The organism is Streptomyces sp. NPDC002640 (assembly GCF_053592575.1).
Map to the genome: position 1 here is coordinate 1 of NZ_JBSFVZ010000038.1, position 15,547 is coordinate 15,547.

Consider the following 15,547-nt stretch of genomic DNA (forward strand, 5'->3'; position numbering starts at 1 on the left):
TGCAGGGGGGACCCTGTGGGAGAGTAGGACGCCGCCGAACAAATATTGGGAAAGCCCCCGCACCTTTGGTGCGGGGGCTTTCTGCATTTCCGGGGAGTTTATTGTCGGGGTATGCGCTACGACCTCGTCCTCTTCGACAACGACGGTGTGCTCGTCGACAGCGAGCCGATCTCCAACCGGCTCCTGGCCGGCTACCTGACCGAGCTCGGGCACGAGACCTCCTACGAGGACTCGATCCGCGACTACATGGGCTCGGCGATGCACCGCATCCACGACCTGATCCTCGAGCGGACGGGACAGCGGCTGCCGGGCGACTTCGACGACGTGTTCCATGCCCGTGTCTTCGAGGCCTTCGAACGCGATTTGCAGCCGGTGCCCGGCGTCGCGGAGGTATTGCGGCGGCTGACCGAGGACGGGGTCCCGTTCTGTGTGGCCTCGTCGGGGAGTCACGAGCGGATCCGGGTCGGGCACCGGAAGACCGGGCTGGACCGCTGGTTCGACGACGCGCGGATCTTCAGTGCCCAGGACGTCGGGCGGGGCAAGCCGGCGCCGGACCTGTTCCTGCACGCCGCGCGGTCCATGGGCGTGCCTCCGGAGCGGTGTGCGGTGGTCGAGGACAGTCCGCTCGGTGTCCAGGCGGGGCTCGCCGCGGGAATGGACGTCTACGGGTTCACGGCGATGACGCCGGCCGCGAAGCTGGCGGGGGCGAAGGCGCTGTTCTCCACGATGGGGGAGTTGGCGGCGCTGCTTGCGTGACCGGCTACGGTGGCGGGCATGAGCGGCCGCGCGCAGATGATGTGGGACGAGGCAGTCACCGGATACGACTTCGGGCGAGGTCATCCGATGGATCCGGTGCGGTTGACGCTGACGCGCCGCCTGGTGGCCGCGCTGGAGCTGGACCGTGAGGTCACCGTGGCCGGTGGCAGGGCGGCCGGGGACTCCACGTTGCGGCTGGTGCACCGGCAGGACTACATCGACGCGGTGAAGGCGGCCTCGGCCGACCCGGCGGTGGCGGATCCCCGGTACGGGCTGGGTACGGAGGACGACCCGGCCTTCGCGGGGATGCACGAGGTGTCCGCCCTGATCGCGGGGCTGTCGGTGGGGGCGGCCGAGGCGGTGTGGCGGGGGGACGCGCTGCACGCGGTGAACTTCGCCGGCGGGCTGCACCACGCGATGCCGGGGGCGGCGTCCGGGTTCTGTGTGTACAACGACGCGGCGCTGGCCATCGCACGGCTCCTGGAGCTCGGTGCGGAGCGGGTCGCCTACGTGGACGTCGACGTGCACCACGGGGACGGGGTGCAGGCGGCGTTCTGGGAGGACCCCCGGGTCCTGACCGTCTCCCTGCACGAGCATCCGCGCACGCTGTTCCCGCAGACCGGGTGGCCCGAGGAGACCGGCGGTCCCGGCGCGGAGGGCACGGCGGTGAACGTGGCGCTGCCGGCCGGCACGGGGGACGCGGGGTGGCTGCGGGCCTTCCACTCGGTGGTGCCGGAGTTGCTGGAGGAGTTCCGGCCGCAGGTGCTGGTCTCGCAGCACGGGGCGGACACGCACTTCGAGGACCCGCTGGCGCATCTCGCGGTGTCGCTGGACGCGCAGCACGCGGTGCAGGCGGCGTGCCACGGGCTGGCGCACGCGCACGCGGAGGGGCGGTGGATCGCGCTCGGCGGGGGCGGGTACGAGGTGGTCGACGTCGTGCCGCGGTCGTGGGCGCATCTGGTGGCGGTCGCGGCGGGGAAGCCGGTGGCGCCGGAGACGGCGGTGCCGGAGGGGTGGCGCCAGGAGGTGTACGCGTCGACGCGGCAGGCGGGGCCGCGGCGGATGACGGATGGGCGGTGGCCGGTGACGTTCCGGGAGTGGGGGGACGGGTACGACCCGGCGGATCGGCTGGATCAGGCGATTCTGGCGACGCGTAAGGCGGTGTACCCCTTGCGGGGGCTGATGCCGTAGGCGATGGCCGGCCCCCGGCGGGGCCGCACGGCGGGCTCGCCCTCGCCTCCGCGGGCTTGCTCGCCCTCGCCTTCCGCGGGCTTGCTGCCGCCGTCCGTGCCGGGGAACCGGTGCCCCCTCTCGCCGCAGGTCCTCGTGCCCCCTCCCTGTACGGGGGTTGATCCGTTTCGGTCTTGTTGGGGCCCGGGGGCGGGCAGTATGTGATCGAGGGTGATCGCGGGCGGGGATGCGGAATCCCGGCGCGGGAGGCGGGAGCAGCGGGTTCCGGGGGGTCTGCGGCGAGGGCGGGGCGAGGTGCGGTCCGCCCGGGCGGTGGGGGCGGCTCGACGGGCGGCGGTGGTGACCTGCGCCCGATGCTGGGCCACCGTGTCGACAAAACGACCCGGTTCCGCCTACGCATCAGCAACCCCGGCAGCCCCTGGACCGCACCGCTCCGCCGCCCCCGCCGATTCCGCGGCCGGGGGCGCACCACCGGCGTGCCGTCGTCCGCGGGGCCGGTGGCGGCCGGGGCTCCGCGGCGGGCGCCAAGGGGTGCCGGGGCGGTTCCGGCGGGCGTGGTGAACGCGCGGTTCCGTGGCCGACGGGCAGGTCAGCGGGCGTGCGGGCCGACGCGCCGGCCGGGGTGGACGAGGTGCCGGTGGGCGTCGGTGGCGCGGGGGGCGCGGGACGCGGCCGGCGTTCCGGTTGGGGTGCGTGTGGGGCCCGGGCGGCGTCCCCCGCTTATCCGTTGCGTGCTCAATCGCGGGTGTCTGTCACGGTAGGCCGGTGATGGCTGCTCCTCTTCCCCACTCGCATCATCCGCCCCTAGCCTGGGGAGTGAGCACGCAGCGACGAAGAGTCACCGGAAGGGGAAGCCGGTGGCCGTCGAGTGCGAAGGGTTCAGGTGTGTCATGGCAGCTGGCAGCGAAAGGCCTCTGAACGAGGTTCAGTTCCTTACCGTGGCGGAGGTCGCCTCGGTGATGCGCGTGTCCAAGATGACCGTGTACCGGCTGGTGCACAGCGGTCATCTGCCCGCCATCCGGGTCGGACGGTCGTTCCGGGTTCCGGAGCAAGCGGTTCACGAGTACCTTCGCGAGAGCTATGTGGGGGTGGAGACGGCCTGACGGGCCGCCCGCGACGGTCCCGGGACCAACCCGGGACCCCCTCGATTACGACCTTGCGGCCGGGGGAAGGTAGGCTTTCCCCTCGAAGGTCGTATGGGCCCATGGCGCCCAACACCGAGTGATGAGAAGTGAGCGAGGGTAAGTCGTGGGCTCTGTTATCAAGAAGCGGCGCAAGCGGATGGCGAAGAAGAAGCACCGCAAGCTGCTCAAGCGCACGCGCGTCCAGCGTCGCAACAAGAAGTAGCGCGACGCGGCACACGCCGCGCGAAGCGTGCCTCTGCGGCCCCCCACCGGTTCGGTGGGGGGCCGCGGTCGTTGTGGCGGTGTTCCGGTGCCGTCGCGGAGGTGGCGTGCACGTGGCGTGGCCGGTGGGCGTCGGGGGCATGAGGGCCCTGCCCGCGCGCCGTGGAGCGGCTAAGTTGTCGCGTACCGCCGTAAGGGAGTCCGGCGGACGAGGGGAAGGCGCTGATCTTGGGCAGGATCGTGCTGGTGACCGGGGCGGCCCGGCGCCTGGGGTGCCTCTACGTGCGCCGGTTGCTCGAGGACCCGGACGTGGAGCGGGTGGTGGCGGTGGACGCCGTCCTGCCGGAGCACGACCTGGGCGAGGCGGTGTTCGTGCGGGCGGACATCCGGCAGCCGGTGATCGGCCGGGTGCTGGCCGAGCATTCCGTGAACACGGTGGTCCACCTCGACGTCACCGGTACCGCGCTGGCCGGCGGCGGCCGGTCCTCCGTGAAGGAGACCAACGTCATCGGCACCATGCAGCTGCTGGGCGCCTGCCAGAAGTCGCCGACGCTGCGGCGGCTGGTGGTGAAGTCCAGCACCACGGTGTACGGGTCGGCGCCCCGGGACCCGGCGGTGTTCACCGAGACGACGGCGCCGAAGGCGCTGCCCAGCGGCGGCTTCGCCAAGGACGCCGTCGAGGTGGAGGGCTACGTCCGCGGGTTCGCCCGGCGGCGGCCGGACGTGGCGGTGTGCGTGCTGCGGTTCGCCAACATCCTCGGCCCCGGCGCGGACACCCCGCTCGCCTCCTACTTCCGGCTGCCGGTGCTGCCGACGGTGCTCGGGTACGACCCGCGGCTGCAGTTCGTCCACGAGGACGACGTCACCGACGTCCTGCTGCTGGCCTCCCGGGAGCCGGCGCGGGGGACGCTCAACAGCGGCACCTTCAACATCGCCGGGGACGGCGTGCTGACGCTCTCGCAGTGCGCGCGGCGGATGGGGCGGCCCACGGCTCCGGTGCTGCTGCCCGCGGTCACCCTCACCGGGTCGCTGATGCGGACGCTGGGGCTCTCCGACTTCTCCCCCGAGCAGATCCGGCTGCTCACCCACGGGCGGGTCGTCGACACCGGCCAGATGCGCGAGGTCCTCGGCTTCACCCCCCGGTACGGCACGGCGGAGACGTTCGCGGACTTCGCCGAGGCGGCCGGTCCCGGGCTGCTGCCGCCCGCGCTGCTCGCGGCGGCCGTCGACCGGCTCGCCGAGGCCGTGACGCCGGACGCCGCCGGCGGGAACGCCGCGCGGGAGGAGGCCCCGCGCAACGCCGCCGGGGCGGCGCACACCAGCACCGAGGCCGGCAGCGGCCCGCAGGCCACGCGGTAGACGGAGGAGCACAGTCACCATGGCGGACGCGAAGGTCATCCCGTTCGACGACGACCGCGCCAGGCGGCGTTCCGCGCCGCGCGGCACCCGGTCCGGCCCGGGCGGCGCCGTCCCGCTGCCCGCCCAGGGCCACGGCACCCCGCACGACGAGGAGGCCCGCGCCGAGGACGCCCCGAGGGACCAGGACACCGGGAGCGGCGACGAGGCCGCCGCCGGGCAGCCCTCCCGCGCGGAGGCACCCGGGCAGCCCTCCCGCGCGGAGACGCCCGGGGAGACCGCTCCGGGCGGGCCGGCGCGGCGGCTGGCCAAGGGGCTGGCGTTCCTGCGCCGCCGGGTCACCGGCGAGTACGAGGTCGACGACTTCGGCTACGACGCCGAACTCACCGACGAGGTGCTGATGGCGATGCTCCGCCCGCTGTACGAGAAGTACTTCCGCATCGAGGTGAAGGGCATCGAGAACATCCCCGCCGAGGGCGGCGCGCTGATCGTCGCCAACCACTCCGGGACCCTCCCGCTGGACGGCCTGATGCTGCAGGTGGCCGTGCACGACCGGCACCCGGCGGGGCGTCACCTGCGGCTGCTCGCCGCCGACCTGGTCTTCACCCTGCCCGTGGTGAACGAGATCGCCCGCAAGCTGGGGCACACGCTGGCCTGCGCCGAGGACGCGGCGGAACTCCTCGGCCGCGGCGAACTGGTCGGGGTGATGCCGGAGGGCTTCAAGGGCATCGGGAAGCCGTTCGGCGAGCGGTACAAGCTGCAGCGGTTCGGCCGCGGCGGGTTCGTCTCCACGGCGCTGCGCGCGGGGGCGCCGATCGTGCCGTGCTCCGTGGTCGGCGCGGAGGAGATCTACCCGATGATCGGCAACGCCCGGACCGTGGCCCGGCTGCTCGGGCTGCCCTACTTCCCGATCACGCCCACCTTCCCCTGGCTGGGGCCGCTGGGCGCGCTCCCGCTGCCCACCAAGTGGACCATCCAGTTCGGGGAACCGATCCCCACCGACGGGTACGCGCCGGAGGCGGCGGACGACCCGATGCTGATGTTCAACCTCACCGACCAGGTGCGGGAGGAGATCCAGCACACCCTCTACAAGCTGCTGGTGCAGCGACGGTCGATCTTCTTCTGACTTCTTCCGAGTCCCCGTGCCCGGGTAACGGCCGCAGACCGCCCCGCGCGCACGCCGACGCGAGGGGCGGCGGACGGGCCGCCCCTCGCGTCGGGCTCACTCCTCGGAGTCCCCGCCCAGGCCGAGGCCCGGGAGCAGATCCGGAAGCAGCGGCGGCAGGACGACCCGGCGGTCGTCCTCGTCCTTGTCCTCCGGCGGGGCGCTGTCCTGGTCCTCCTGGGCCGGAGGATCGAACAGGCCGCCGGTGCCGCCGCCCAGGAGACCGTCCGGCTCCGCGGACGGGGACGCGTCGGGCCTGCCCGAACCACCGGGACCCGTGGAGCCCGTGCCCCGCTCCTCCTTGCCGGACTCGCCGGCCTCGCCGGAGGGCGAGGAACCGGGGGACCGGGTGCCGGCCCCGCCGGGCCTGGCGTCCTCCCCGCCGGCCGACGGCGCCTTCGGCAGCAGCGGACGCAGCGGCGCCACGTCCTGCTCCATGGCGTCGAAGACCGAGGAGACCTCCTCGCTCACGTCACCCAGCTGGACGGGGAGCCGGTCGCGGAGCTCGCTCCACGTCCGGCCGTGCCGCTCGGAGAACGCCGAGAGGGTCTGGATGGGGGACAGGGAGTCCGGATCGCGCTGGTACGCGTCGTGGAGCAGGCGGTGCCCCTCGGAGGCGTCCTCCTGCATCCCGGACAGCGTGCGGCGGATCTCGGTCAGGGACTCGTGGTCCAGATGGCCGCCGCGGCCCCGCTCCATCAGCCGCCGCGTCTCCGCGAGCCGCCGCGACGCCTGGTCGAGCAGCATCTCGCCGCGCTCGGCGCCGCCGTCGGCGAGGCCGAGACGGAAGTCCTCGATGCCGCGCTTGAGGCCGTAGAGCGAGTCACCGGGAAGGGCGTCGGAGCTGGCCGCGGCAACACCGCCGAAGGCACTCGCCGCCACGCCGACACCGAGTCCGCCGGCGGCCAGGCCCTTGGTCAGGCGCGAGCGCGGCCGGAGCTTTCCCAGCGGGCTCGCCCGGTGGGCGCCGCGCGCCCGGGTCGACCGCTGGTCGGAGACCTGCGCGGACACGTCGCCGCCCAGGGTCCCCTCCTGAACCATGGCCTCCATCGCCGCCACCAACTGGGCGCGCTGGACGACCTTCACCTCCGGATCGAGTTCCGGCTTGGGCAGTTCGCCGAGACCCGCGGCCACGGCCAGCATGGCCGCCTGCCCGGTCTCCTCCGCGGCAGCCGGGGTCGGTGCCGATCCCTGTGGCTGCTCGGCCGCCGTGCCCCGGTCGGACAGCTCCTCCAGGGCCTGGGCGAAGGCGTTCGCCCGCCGGTGCGCCGATACGTTCGCGATCACTGGCGGCACCTCCTCTCGTCATGACGGACGACTCCCGGCGGGACCTCGGGGAGTCCGCAGGGAGCCTGTATCCCGGACAACGAGCGGCTGGGTGCTTCGGTTACGGACATAGGGCGGATGGAATGAGGAATCAACCGCCTTTCACTCTTGGTGAGTTGACGATGGCGGAGCGTGCCCGGCCGGTGACCGCGCCCGGGCGGCGTCCCCCGGTCAGCGGGCGTCGTCGGGCAGCAGCCGGGCCAGGGTGCGGACGGCGCGGTACTGGAGGGTCTTGATGGCCCCCTCGTTCTTGCCCATCACCCGGGCCGTCTCGGCGACCGAGAGGCCCTGGAGGAACCGGAGCGTGACGCATTCCTGCTGCTGGGGGTTGAGCCTTCGGACGGCGTCGAGCAGGGCGGCGTTGGAGAGATGTTCCAGGACGGAGTCCTCGGGCGAGCGTTCGACCTCGTTGGCGTCGAGCATCTCGCCGGTGGTCACCTCGAGACGGAAACGGCTGGACTTGAAGTGGTCGGCGACCAGGTTGCGCGCGATGGTGACCAGCCATGCGCCGAAGTCCCTGCCCTGCCAGGTGAAGGTGCCGATGCGGCGCAGGGCGCGCAGGAAGGTCTCGCTGGTCAGGTCCTCCGCGGTCGCGCGGCTGTTCACGCGGTAGTAGATGTAGCGGTAGACGGTGTCGCTGTACTGGTCGTAGAGCCGCCCGAAGGCCTCGGCCTCGCCTCCCTGGGCGCGTTCGACCAGGTCCATCATGCGGGCGCTGTCGCTGTCCGCCGCCGGGCGGCGGGCGGGCGCGGCGGTGGCGCCCGCGCGGCCCCTCCGGACGACCGTGGAGGCGCCCTCGGCGAGGGCGTAGCACGGGCCGGCGGGGGCGGCGAGGGCGGGAACGGCGTACGCGGTGGGGACGAAGCCGCGCAACAGCTCCAGGGCCGCTGAGCGGAGCGCAGCCAGGCCCGAGGCGTCAACCCCGACGTGTGGGTACACGGGACTCCCAGAGGCAGAGCTTCCATCACGTGCAGTGCGGGACCGTTCACCCGTCGTAGCGACGGAGGGGTACCGGATTGCGTCTGAGGAGAATAACGCTTCGTACAGGCGCTGCTACGCCGAGTTGCTCAAATCACCGATTACGTTGCTTCCGTACCCGGTTGGGGTCGGATCCGGTGTCACAGAGCGACCGTTTGGCGATCGCATTCGGCCATGATTTGAGCGCGTGCTGTCCGGGTCCGGCCGATGTGAGCGGAGCGTCAGGGGCCCGCCGGGGTGCGCGCGAAGGCGCCCGACGGGGGGCCGGTCCGTCGGGGCCGGGCGCCGTCGGGCGCGGGGTGTCCGGGAGGGAAAGGAAAAGCGCCGGTCAGACCAGGCGTCGGCGGCGGTGCAGCGCTATCGCGGCGGCGGTGCCGCCGGCCACGGCGCCGACTCCGGCGGCGGCCGGGATGCCGACCATGGCCGCCTTGCGGCCGGTGCGGTAGTCGCGCAGTCGCCATTCGCGTTCGCGTGCGTATTTGCGCAGCCGGGTGTCGGGATTGATCGCGTAGGGGTTGCCGACCAGCGAGAGCATGGGGATGTCGTTGTACGAGTCGCTGTAGGCGGCGCAGCGGTCGAGGTCCAGGCCCTCGGCGGCGGCGAGGGCGCGGACCGCCTCGGCCTTGGCGGGGCCGTGCAGCGGCTCGCCGACCAGGCGGCCGGTGTAGACGCCGTCGACCGACTCGGCGACGGTGCCGAGGGCGCCGGTCAGGCCGAGGCGGCGGGCGATGGTCTGGGCGATCTCCACCGGGGCCGCGGTCACCAGCCACACCTTCTGGCCGGCGTCCAGGTGGGCCTGGGCCAGCGAGCGGGTCCCGCTCCAGATGCGGCCGGCCACGTACTCGTCGTAGATGTCCTCGCCGATGTCGCGGAGTTCCTCGACGCGGTGGCCCTTCACGATGGACAGGGCGGCGTCGCTGGCCTCCTGCATGTGGGCCGGGTCCTCGATGCCGGCCAGCCGGAAGTAGGCCTGCTGCCAGGCGAACCGGAGCAGCTCGCGGGTGTCGAAGAACTTCCTCTTGTAGAGGCCGCGGCCGAAGTGGAACAGGGCGGCGCCCTGCATCACGGTGTTGTCCAGGTCGAAGAAGGCGGCGGCGCGGGTGTCGCCGAGGACCGGGAACCGGTCCTGCTGTTCCAGCGCGCGGGAGGACTTGCGGGCGGCCTCCGCCGCGGCCTCGCCGGCCAGGACGCTGCGCGCCGTGGCGAAGCGCTTCCTAGGGAGGAGCCATCCAAGAGCGGCCATGCGGTGAGCATATCCACATCGTGGGACGGGTTCGGGGCGGTGAGGTTGTCGTGCTGTGAACACCGCCTTTACGCCGCCCCCGCGGGCCGGGGATCAGGTGAGGGCGGCGCGCAGGCGGGACTCGTCGACCCGCCAGAAGGTGTGCTGGCGCCCGTCGATCAGGACCACCGGGATCTGCTCCCAGTAGGCCCGGTGGAGTTCCTCGTCCTGGGTGATGTCCTTCTGCTCCCAGGGCACGCCCAGCTCGTCGCAGACCTTGGCCACGACCTTCTCCGCGTCCTCGCAGAGGTGGCACCCGGGCTTGCCGATCAAAGTCACCAGACCACTCATGCCGCCATTCTCGCGCCTCCGCGGAGCGCCCGGTGCGGCCCCCCGGTGCGGCCCCCGGTGGGTCCCCCGGGGCGGTGACGCGCAGGCGCGACGGCCGAGCGGATCGTGACGAGGTCGTGATCGTCTTCACGAAGAGGGCGCCGCGGAGGAGGCGGGAGGGGCCCGAGGGAGGAGAGATAGCTCTCACCCGGGACGGGAAGAACCCGCTGACCTGGGGTTTCGCGCTCCGTAACCGTGCGGTGGACTCCCTTCGGTCGCTTAGGATTTACCACGAATTTGCTTGCGGGGGCGTGCATCTGAAGAGGAGCGTGTGCTGCTTTGTCCCCGTCGAGTGAGGGACCCGGGCGTCTTGCCGGCGGTTCCACGCACGTGCGCGAACATCGCGTGACCCCGGTCACGTCGGTGGGGCAAAACGGACACCATCTTTGTGCACACGTTCACAAAGACATAGCCTGCATCCGACGAGGCGGTCCGGGGACGTGTGGCCGCCCCCAGCCCCGCTCTACCCGCAGGAGCATCGTGGCAACTGGCCGAACTCACCGACCGGCGACCCGTGGCCGAGGGATTCCCGAGGCCACTGTCGCCCGGCTTCCGCTGTACCTCCGTGCGCTGACCGCTCTGTCGGAGCGCTCCGTGCCGACGGTCTCCTCCGAGGAGCTCGCGGCCGCGGCCGGGGTCAACTCCGCGAAGCTGCGCAAGGACTTCTCGTACCTGGGCTCCTACGGAACGCGCGGCGTCGGCTACGACGTCGAGTACCTCGTCTACCAGATCTCCCGCGAGCTGGGCCTGACCCAGGACTGGCCCGTGGTCATCGTCGGCATCGGCAACCTCGGCGCGGCGCTCGCCAACTACGGCGGTTTCGCCTCCCGCGGCTTCCGGGTCGCGGCGCTGATCGACGCCGACCCGGCGATGACGGGCAGGCCGGTCGCCGGCATTCCCGTGCAGCACGCCGACGCGCTCGAGGACATCGTCCGCGACAACGGCGTCTCCATCGGCGTGATCGCCACCCCCGCGGGGGCCGCCCAGCAGGTCTGCGACCGTCTGGTCGGGGCCGGGGTGACCTCCATCCTGAACTTCGCGCCGACCATGCTGACCGTCCCGGACGGCGTCGACGTGCGCAAGGTGGACCTCTCCATCGAGCTGCAGATCCTGGCCTTCCACGAGCAGCGGAAGGCCGGCGAGGACGCGTCCGGCGACGCCGGCGCGATGCCGGCGCCGCCCGCCTCCAGGAGCGCCGCCGCCGCGGCCGCGGCGATGGACGCGGCCGACCCGAAGGGCACCGACGGGGAAGCCCCCGCCGTGATGCCGGCATGAGTCTGCTCGTCGTCGGGCTGAGCCATCGCAGCGCGCCGGTCAGCGCGCTGGAGCGCGCCGCGCTGGGCGCCGAGGCGAAGGCCAAGCTGCTGCGGGACACGGTGGCCGCCGAGCCGGCCGCCGAGGCCGCGGTGCTGGCCACCTGCAACCGCATCGAGCTCTACGCCGACGTGGACAAGTTCCACGCCGGTGTCGCCGAGCTGTCCACGCTCCTGGCCCGGCACAGCGGGGTGGGGCTGGAGGAGCTCACTCCTTATCTTTATGTGCACTACGAGGACCGCGCGGTCCACCACCTGTACTCGGTGGCCTGCGGGCTGGACTCGATGGTGGTCGGCGAGGGCCAGATCCTCGCCCAGATCAAGGACTCCCTGGCCCAGGCTCAGGAACTGCACACCGCCGGGCGGCTGCTGAACGACCTGTTCCAGCAGGCGCTGCGGGTCGGCAAGCGCGCCCACTCGGAGACCGGCATCGACCGTGCCGGGCAGTCCCTGGTCACCTTCGGCCTGGAGCAGCTCGCGGGCGGCGCCGGGGCGCCGTCCTGGCTGGAGGGCAGGCGGGCGCTGGTCATCGGCGCCGGGTCGATGTCCTCGCTGGCCGCCGCCACGCTGGCGCGCGGCGGGGTCGCCGAGGTCGTGGTCGCCAACCGCACCGTGGAGCGCGCCGAGCGGCTCGCGCAGATCCTCACCGAGAGCGGGGAGTCCTCCGTGCGCGCCCGCGCGGTGACGATGGACGCCGTCGCCGATGAGCTGGCTCGCGCCGACATCGCCGTGTCCTGCACCGGCGCGACCGGGCTGGTGCTCACCGCCGCGACGGTGGCCGCCGCCGTCGAGGGCCGGGTCGGCCCGGCCGGTCCGACCGGCGTCGCCGAGGGCACGGCTCCCCGGACGGACTCCCGCGCGCGCACCGGCGCGGCGAAGGCCGCCGAGGTCTGCCCGGTCGACGTCGCCGACCTCACCGGGCTGCCGCAGGGCGCGCCCGCCGCGGACTTCCCGGCCTCCGGCGAGGCCGCGGTGGCCGGGATGGACGCCGCCACGCTGGAGCAGCACGGCGCCTGGGTGGACCGCGGCGACGCGGAGCGCCTGGAGGCCGCGCGCGCCGGGCAGGAGGCGCGTCCGGAGCCCGACCCGGAGCTGGTCACCGCGCTGGCCGCGACCGCGGCCGCCGTGGGCCGGATCCCCGAGCGGCGCCGTCCGGAGGCCGTGGAGACCGTCCGGCCCGAGCCCGTGCTGTCCCTGCTGGACCTGGCGATGCCCCGTGACGTGGACTCCGCCGTGCACCGGCTCGCCGGTGTGCGCCTGGTGGACATCGAGTCGCTGGCCGACGCCTCCGCGGACGCGCCGATGGCGGCCGACGTGGACCAGGTGCGGCGGATCGTCGCCGACGAGGTCGCCGCGTTCGGCGCCGCGCAGCGGGCCGCGACCATCACGCCGACCGTGGTGGCGCTGCGCTCCATGGCCGCCGAGGTGGTGGCGAGCGAGATCGCCCGGCTCGAGGGCCGGCTGCCGGATCTCGACGCCAAGCAGCGCCAGGAGATCACCCAGACCGTCCGGCGGGTGGTGGACAAGCTGCTCCACGCGCCGACCGTGCGGGTCAAGCAGCTCGCCGCGGAGCCGGGTGGCGCCGGTTACGCCGACGCCCTGCGCACCCTGTTCGACCTCGACCCGGAGACGGTGGCGTCCGTCTCCCGGGCCGACAAGGCAGCCGGCCGCACCGCGACCGACGCCGGCCACGACACCCCGGTCGGCAGCACCCTGATCGACGCCAACGCCAAGAACCGAGGGCGAGCATGACAGAGAAGGCTTTGAGGCTCGGCACCCGGCGGAGCAAGCTCGCCATGGCCCAGTCCGGGCACGTGGCGGAGGCGGTGAGCCGGGTCACCGGCCGGCCCGTCGAGCTCGTCGAGATCACCACCCACGGCGACGTCTCGCGTGAGCACCTGACGCAGATCGGTGGCACCGGCGTGTTCGTCGCCGCCCTGCGCGAGGCGCTGCTGCGCGGCGAGGTGGACTTCGCGGTCCACTCGTTGAAGGACCTGCCGACCCAGCCGGCCGAGGGCCTGACGCTGGCCGCGATACCCGTGCGCGAGGACCCGCGCGACGTGCTGGTCGCGGCCGGTGGCGTCAAGCTGGCCGACCTGCCGCGCGGTGCCCGCGTGGGCACCGGGTCGCCGCGCCGGATGTCCCAGCTCAACGCGTACGCGCGGGCCCACGGCCTGGAGCTGGAGACGGTGCCGATCCGCGGCAACGTCGACACCCGGATCGGGTTCGTGGAGAGCGGGGAGCTCGACGCCGTCGTGCTCGCCGCCGCCGGACTGAACCGGATCGGCCGCGCGGACGAGGTCACCGACTTCCTGCCGGTCGACACCGTGCTGCCCGCCCCCGGCCAGGGAGCCCTGGCCGTGGAGTGTGCCGCGGACGACACCGCGCTGGTCGCCGCACTCTCGCAGCTCGACGACCCGCACACGCGGGCCGCCGTGACCGCCGAGCGATCACTGCTCGCCGCCCTGGAGGCCGGCTGCAGCGCACCCGTGGGTGCCCTGGCCGGCCTTCTGGGGGACGGGCAGATTGTCAAGGAAATGCGCCTGCGGGGCGTCGTCGGCACGACCGACGGCTCCCGCGTGGTGCAGATGTCCACCACCGGTCCCGTACCCCAGACGCACGAGCAGGCGATGGCGCTCGGCCGCGAACTCGCGGAGGAGATGCTTGCCCGGGGTGCGGCCGGTCTGATGGGGGAGCGAGCACAGTGAGCCCCACCACCCTTCCCGCCGGTCACGACCACGGGCACGTCACCTTCCTGGGTGCCGGGCCCGGCGATCCGGGCCTGCTGACACTGCGCGCAGTGGAGGCCCTGGCGAACGCGGACGTCCTCGTCGGCGAGCCCGACGTGCTCGACGTGGTGCGTGCACACGCCAGGCCGGGCGCCGTCCTGGAGAGCACCGGGACGGACGCGGACGCGCCGCAGCTCACGGTGGTTGACGGCACGTCAACAACCGTTGCGGTTCCGGCGGAACGCGATGCCGTTCATCTTGTCATGGCGGCCGTACGGTCCGGCAGGCGGGTGGTCCGTGCCGTCACGGGCGACCCCGGTCTGGACTCCGACGCGGCCCGCGAGATGCTCGCCTGCGCCACGGAGGGCGTGACGTTCGAGGTGGTGCCCGGCATCGCCTCCGCCGTCGGCGTCCCCGCGTACGCCGGTGTGCCGCTGCGCGACGACGAGGGCACCGACGTGCGCTTCGTCGACGCCCGCAGCGCCAGCGCCCGCTGCTGGACCGAGCTCGGGGCCTCCGACGGCACCGTGGTCGTCTCCACCACGCTGGACGGCGTCGCGGCGACCGCCGCCGAGCTGGTCTCGGCCGGCCGGAAGCCGGACACCCCGCTCACCGTGACGGTGGCCGGCACCACGACCCGCCAGCGCAGCTGGACGGCGACGCTGGGCACCATCGCGCAGGTCTTCAAGCAGGGCAAGGTCCTGCCGTCCGCGGACGGCGGCCGGGCCGTCATAGCCGTGGTCGGTGAGCGCGCCGCCGCGGGTGACCGGCGCGACCAGCTCTCCTGGTTCGAGTCCAAGCCGCTGTTCGGCTGGAAGGTCCTCGTGCCGCGGACCAAGGAGCAGGCCGTCTCGCTCTCCGACCAGCTCCGTTCCTACGGCGCGGTGCCGCACGAGGTGCCGACCATCGCCGTGGAGCCGCCGCGCACCCCGCAGCAGATGGAGCGCGCGGTCAAGGGCCTGGTGACCGGCCGCTACGAGTGGATCGCCTTCACCTCGGTCAACGCCGTCAAGGCGGTCCGGGAGAAGTTCGAGGAGTACGGCCTGGACGCGCGCGCCTTCGCGGGCATCAAGGTCGCGGCCGTCGGCGAGCAGACCGCCAAGGCGCTGATCGCCTTCGGCGTGAAGCCGGACCTGGTGCCCAGCGGCGAGCAGTCGGCCGCGGGTCTGCTGGAGGACTGGCCGCCGTACGACCCGGTCTTCGACCCGATCGACCGCGTCTTCCTGCCGCGCGCCGACATCGCCACGGAGACCCTGGTCGCCGGGCTGATCGAGCTGGGCTGGGAGGTCGACGACGTCACGGCGTACCGCACCGTGCGCGCCTCGCCGCCGCCGGCGGAGACCCGTGAGGCGATCAAGGGCGGTGGCTTCGACGCGGTGCTGTTCACCTCGTCCTCGACGGTGCGGAACCTGGTCGGCATCGCCGGCAAGCCGCACAACGTCACGGTGATCGCCTGCATCGGCCCGGCGACCGCCAAGACGGCCGAGGAGCACGGTCTGAGAGTGGACGTGATGGCCCCCGAGCCGTCGGTCACCAAGCTGGCGGCCGCGCTCGCGGACTTCGGCACCAAGCGGCGCGAGGCCGCGCTGGCGGCCGGCGACCCGGTCACCCGGCCCTCCGAGCGCCGCCCCGGCGCCCGCCGCCGCCGGGCGACCACCAGCTGAGGCGCCGTCCGCGTCGGCCACGCATGCCCCCGTACCCGGGACCCGGGTGCGGGGGCACGCGTGGCCGGCGCGGACGGCGGACGGGTGGGGCGGGGGACGGCACGATCATCC

The 15,547-nt window shown here is 73.4% G+C and carries 14 protein-coding genes; 10 read left to right on the top strand and 4 right to left on the bottom strand.

The features are described 5' to 3' along the window. The first annotated feature begins 111 nt into the window (after positions 1 to 111). The 6 genes from ACWD3O_RS32515 to ACWD3O_RS32540 all read left to right on the top strand — a co-directional run bounded on the left by ACWD3O_RS32515 (position 112) and on the right by ACWD3O_RS32540 (position 5,775). Positions 112 to 756 (top strand): HAD family hydrolase, encoded by a 645-nt coding sequence (locus tag ACWD3O_RS32515; protein WP_451414122.1) that lies wholly within the window; start codon positions 112 to 114, stop codon positions 754 to 756. A gap of 18 nt (positions 757 to 774) precedes the next feature. Then, entirely contained in the window at positions 775 to 1,947 is a 1,173-nt protein-coding gene (locus ACWD3O_RS32520) for an acetoin utilization protein AcuC (protein ID WP_451418358.1), read from the top strand. A gap of 890 nt (positions 1,948 to 2,837) precedes the next feature. Continuing rightward, positions 2,838 to 3,050, top strand: a complete 213-nt coding sequence (locus ACWD3O_RS32525) for a helix-turn-helix domain-containing protein (protein WP_159105670.1) — start codon at positions 2,838 to 2,840, stop codon at positions 3,048 to 3,050. A gap of 145 nt (positions 3,051 to 3,195) precedes the next feature. Beyond that, the gene (locus ACWD3O_RS32530) at positions 3,196 to 3,294 is read left to right on the top strand and encodes a 30S ribosomal protein bS22 (protein WP_003948845.1); all 99 of its coding nucleotides are present in this window, start codon (positions 3,196 to 3,198) and stop codon (positions 3,292 to 3,294) included. Between the two features lie 227 nt (positions 3,295 to 3,521). Next, positions 3,522 to 4,652, top strand: coding sequence for an NAD-dependent epimerase/dehydratase family protein (locus ACWD3O_RS32535; protein WP_451418359.1), 1,131 nt, complete (start codon positions 3,522 to 3,524; stop codon positions 4,650 to 4,652). 19 nt (positions 4,653 to 4,671) lie between these two features. Further along, positions 4,672 to 5,775, top strand: a complete 1,104-nt coding sequence (locus ACWD3O_RS32540) for a 1-acyl-sn-glycerol-3-phosphate acyltransferase (protein WP_451418360.1) — start codon at positions 4,672 to 4,674, stop codon at positions 5,773 to 5,775. A gap of 96 nt (positions 5,776 to 5,871) precedes the next feature. Here the strand turns inward: ACWD3O_RS32540 and ACWD3O_RS32545 are convergent, their stop codons facing one another. The 4 genes from ACWD3O_RS32545 to ACWD3O_RS32560 form a co-directional block, all read right to left on the bottom strand. After that, complete coding sequence (locus ACWD3O_RS32545; RefSeq protein ID WP_451418361.1) at positions 5,872 to 7,101, bottom strand: DUF5667 domain-containing protein; 1,230 nt, start codon at positions 7,099 to 7,101, stop codon at positions 5,872 to 5,874. Between the two features lie 210 nt (positions 7,102 to 7,311). Next, complete coding sequence (locus ACWD3O_RS32550; RefSeq protein WP_451418362.1) at positions 7,312 to 8,079, bottom strand: ECF subfamily RNA polymerase sigma factor, BldN family; 768 nt, start codon at positions 8,077 to 8,079, stop codon at positions 7,312 to 7,314. A gap of 367 nt (positions 8,080 to 8,446) precedes the next feature. Then, the gene (locus ACWD3O_RS32555; protein WP_451414116.1) at positions 8,447 to 9,361 is read right to left on the bottom strand and encodes an HAD family hydrolase; all 915 of its coding nucleotides are present in this window, start codon (positions 9,359 to 9,361) and stop codon (positions 8,447 to 8,449) included. Positions 9,362 to 9,454: 93 nt separating this feature from the next. Further along, entirely contained in the window at positions 9,455 to 9,691 is a 237-nt protein-coding gene (locus ACWD3O_RS32560) for a glutaredoxin family protein (protein ID WP_356137316.1), read from the bottom strand. A 519-nt stretch (positions 9,692 to 10,210) separates the two neighbouring features. Here ACWD3O_RS32560 and ACWD3O_RS32565 point away from each other — a divergent pair. Genes ACWD3O_RS32565 through ACWD3O_RS32580 form a run of 4 tightly spaced genes read left to right on the top strand, consistent with a single transcriptional unit; the run spans position 10,211 to position 15,436 of the window. Beyond that, positions 10,211 to 11,005, top strand: coding sequence for a redox-sensing transcriptional repressor Rex (locus tag ACWD3O_RS32565; protein ID WP_451414114.1), 795 nt, complete (start codon positions 10,211 to 10,213; stop codon positions 11,003 to 11,005). Beyond that, on the top strand, positions 11,002 to 12,795 hold the full coding sequence (locus tag ACWD3O_RS32570) for a glutamyl-tRNA reductase (RefSeq protein WP_451418363.1): 1,794 nt from the start codon (positions 11,002 to 11,004) through the stop codon (positions 12,793 to 12,795). The genes ACWD3O_RS32565 and ACWD3O_RS32570 overlap by 4 nt, the downstream gene beginning before the upstream one ends. Then, positions 12,792 to 13,751, top strand: coding sequence for a hydroxymethylbilane synthase (gene hemC / locus ACWD3O_RS32575; RefSeq protein WP_451414112.1), 960 nt, complete (start codon positions 12,792 to 12,794; stop codon positions 13,749 to 13,751). Before ACWD3O_RS32570 ends, hemC begins: the two co-directional genes overlap by 4 nt. Beyond that, a complete protein-coding gene (locus ACWD3O_RS32580) occupies positions 13,748 to 15,436 on the top strand; it encodes a uroporphyrinogen-III synthase (protein WP_451414111.1) in 1,689 nt (562 codons plus the stop codon). Before hemC ends, ACWD3O_RS32580 begins: the two co-directional genes overlap by 4 nt. The last annotated feature ends 111 nt before the right edge of the window (positions 15,437 to 15,547 follow it).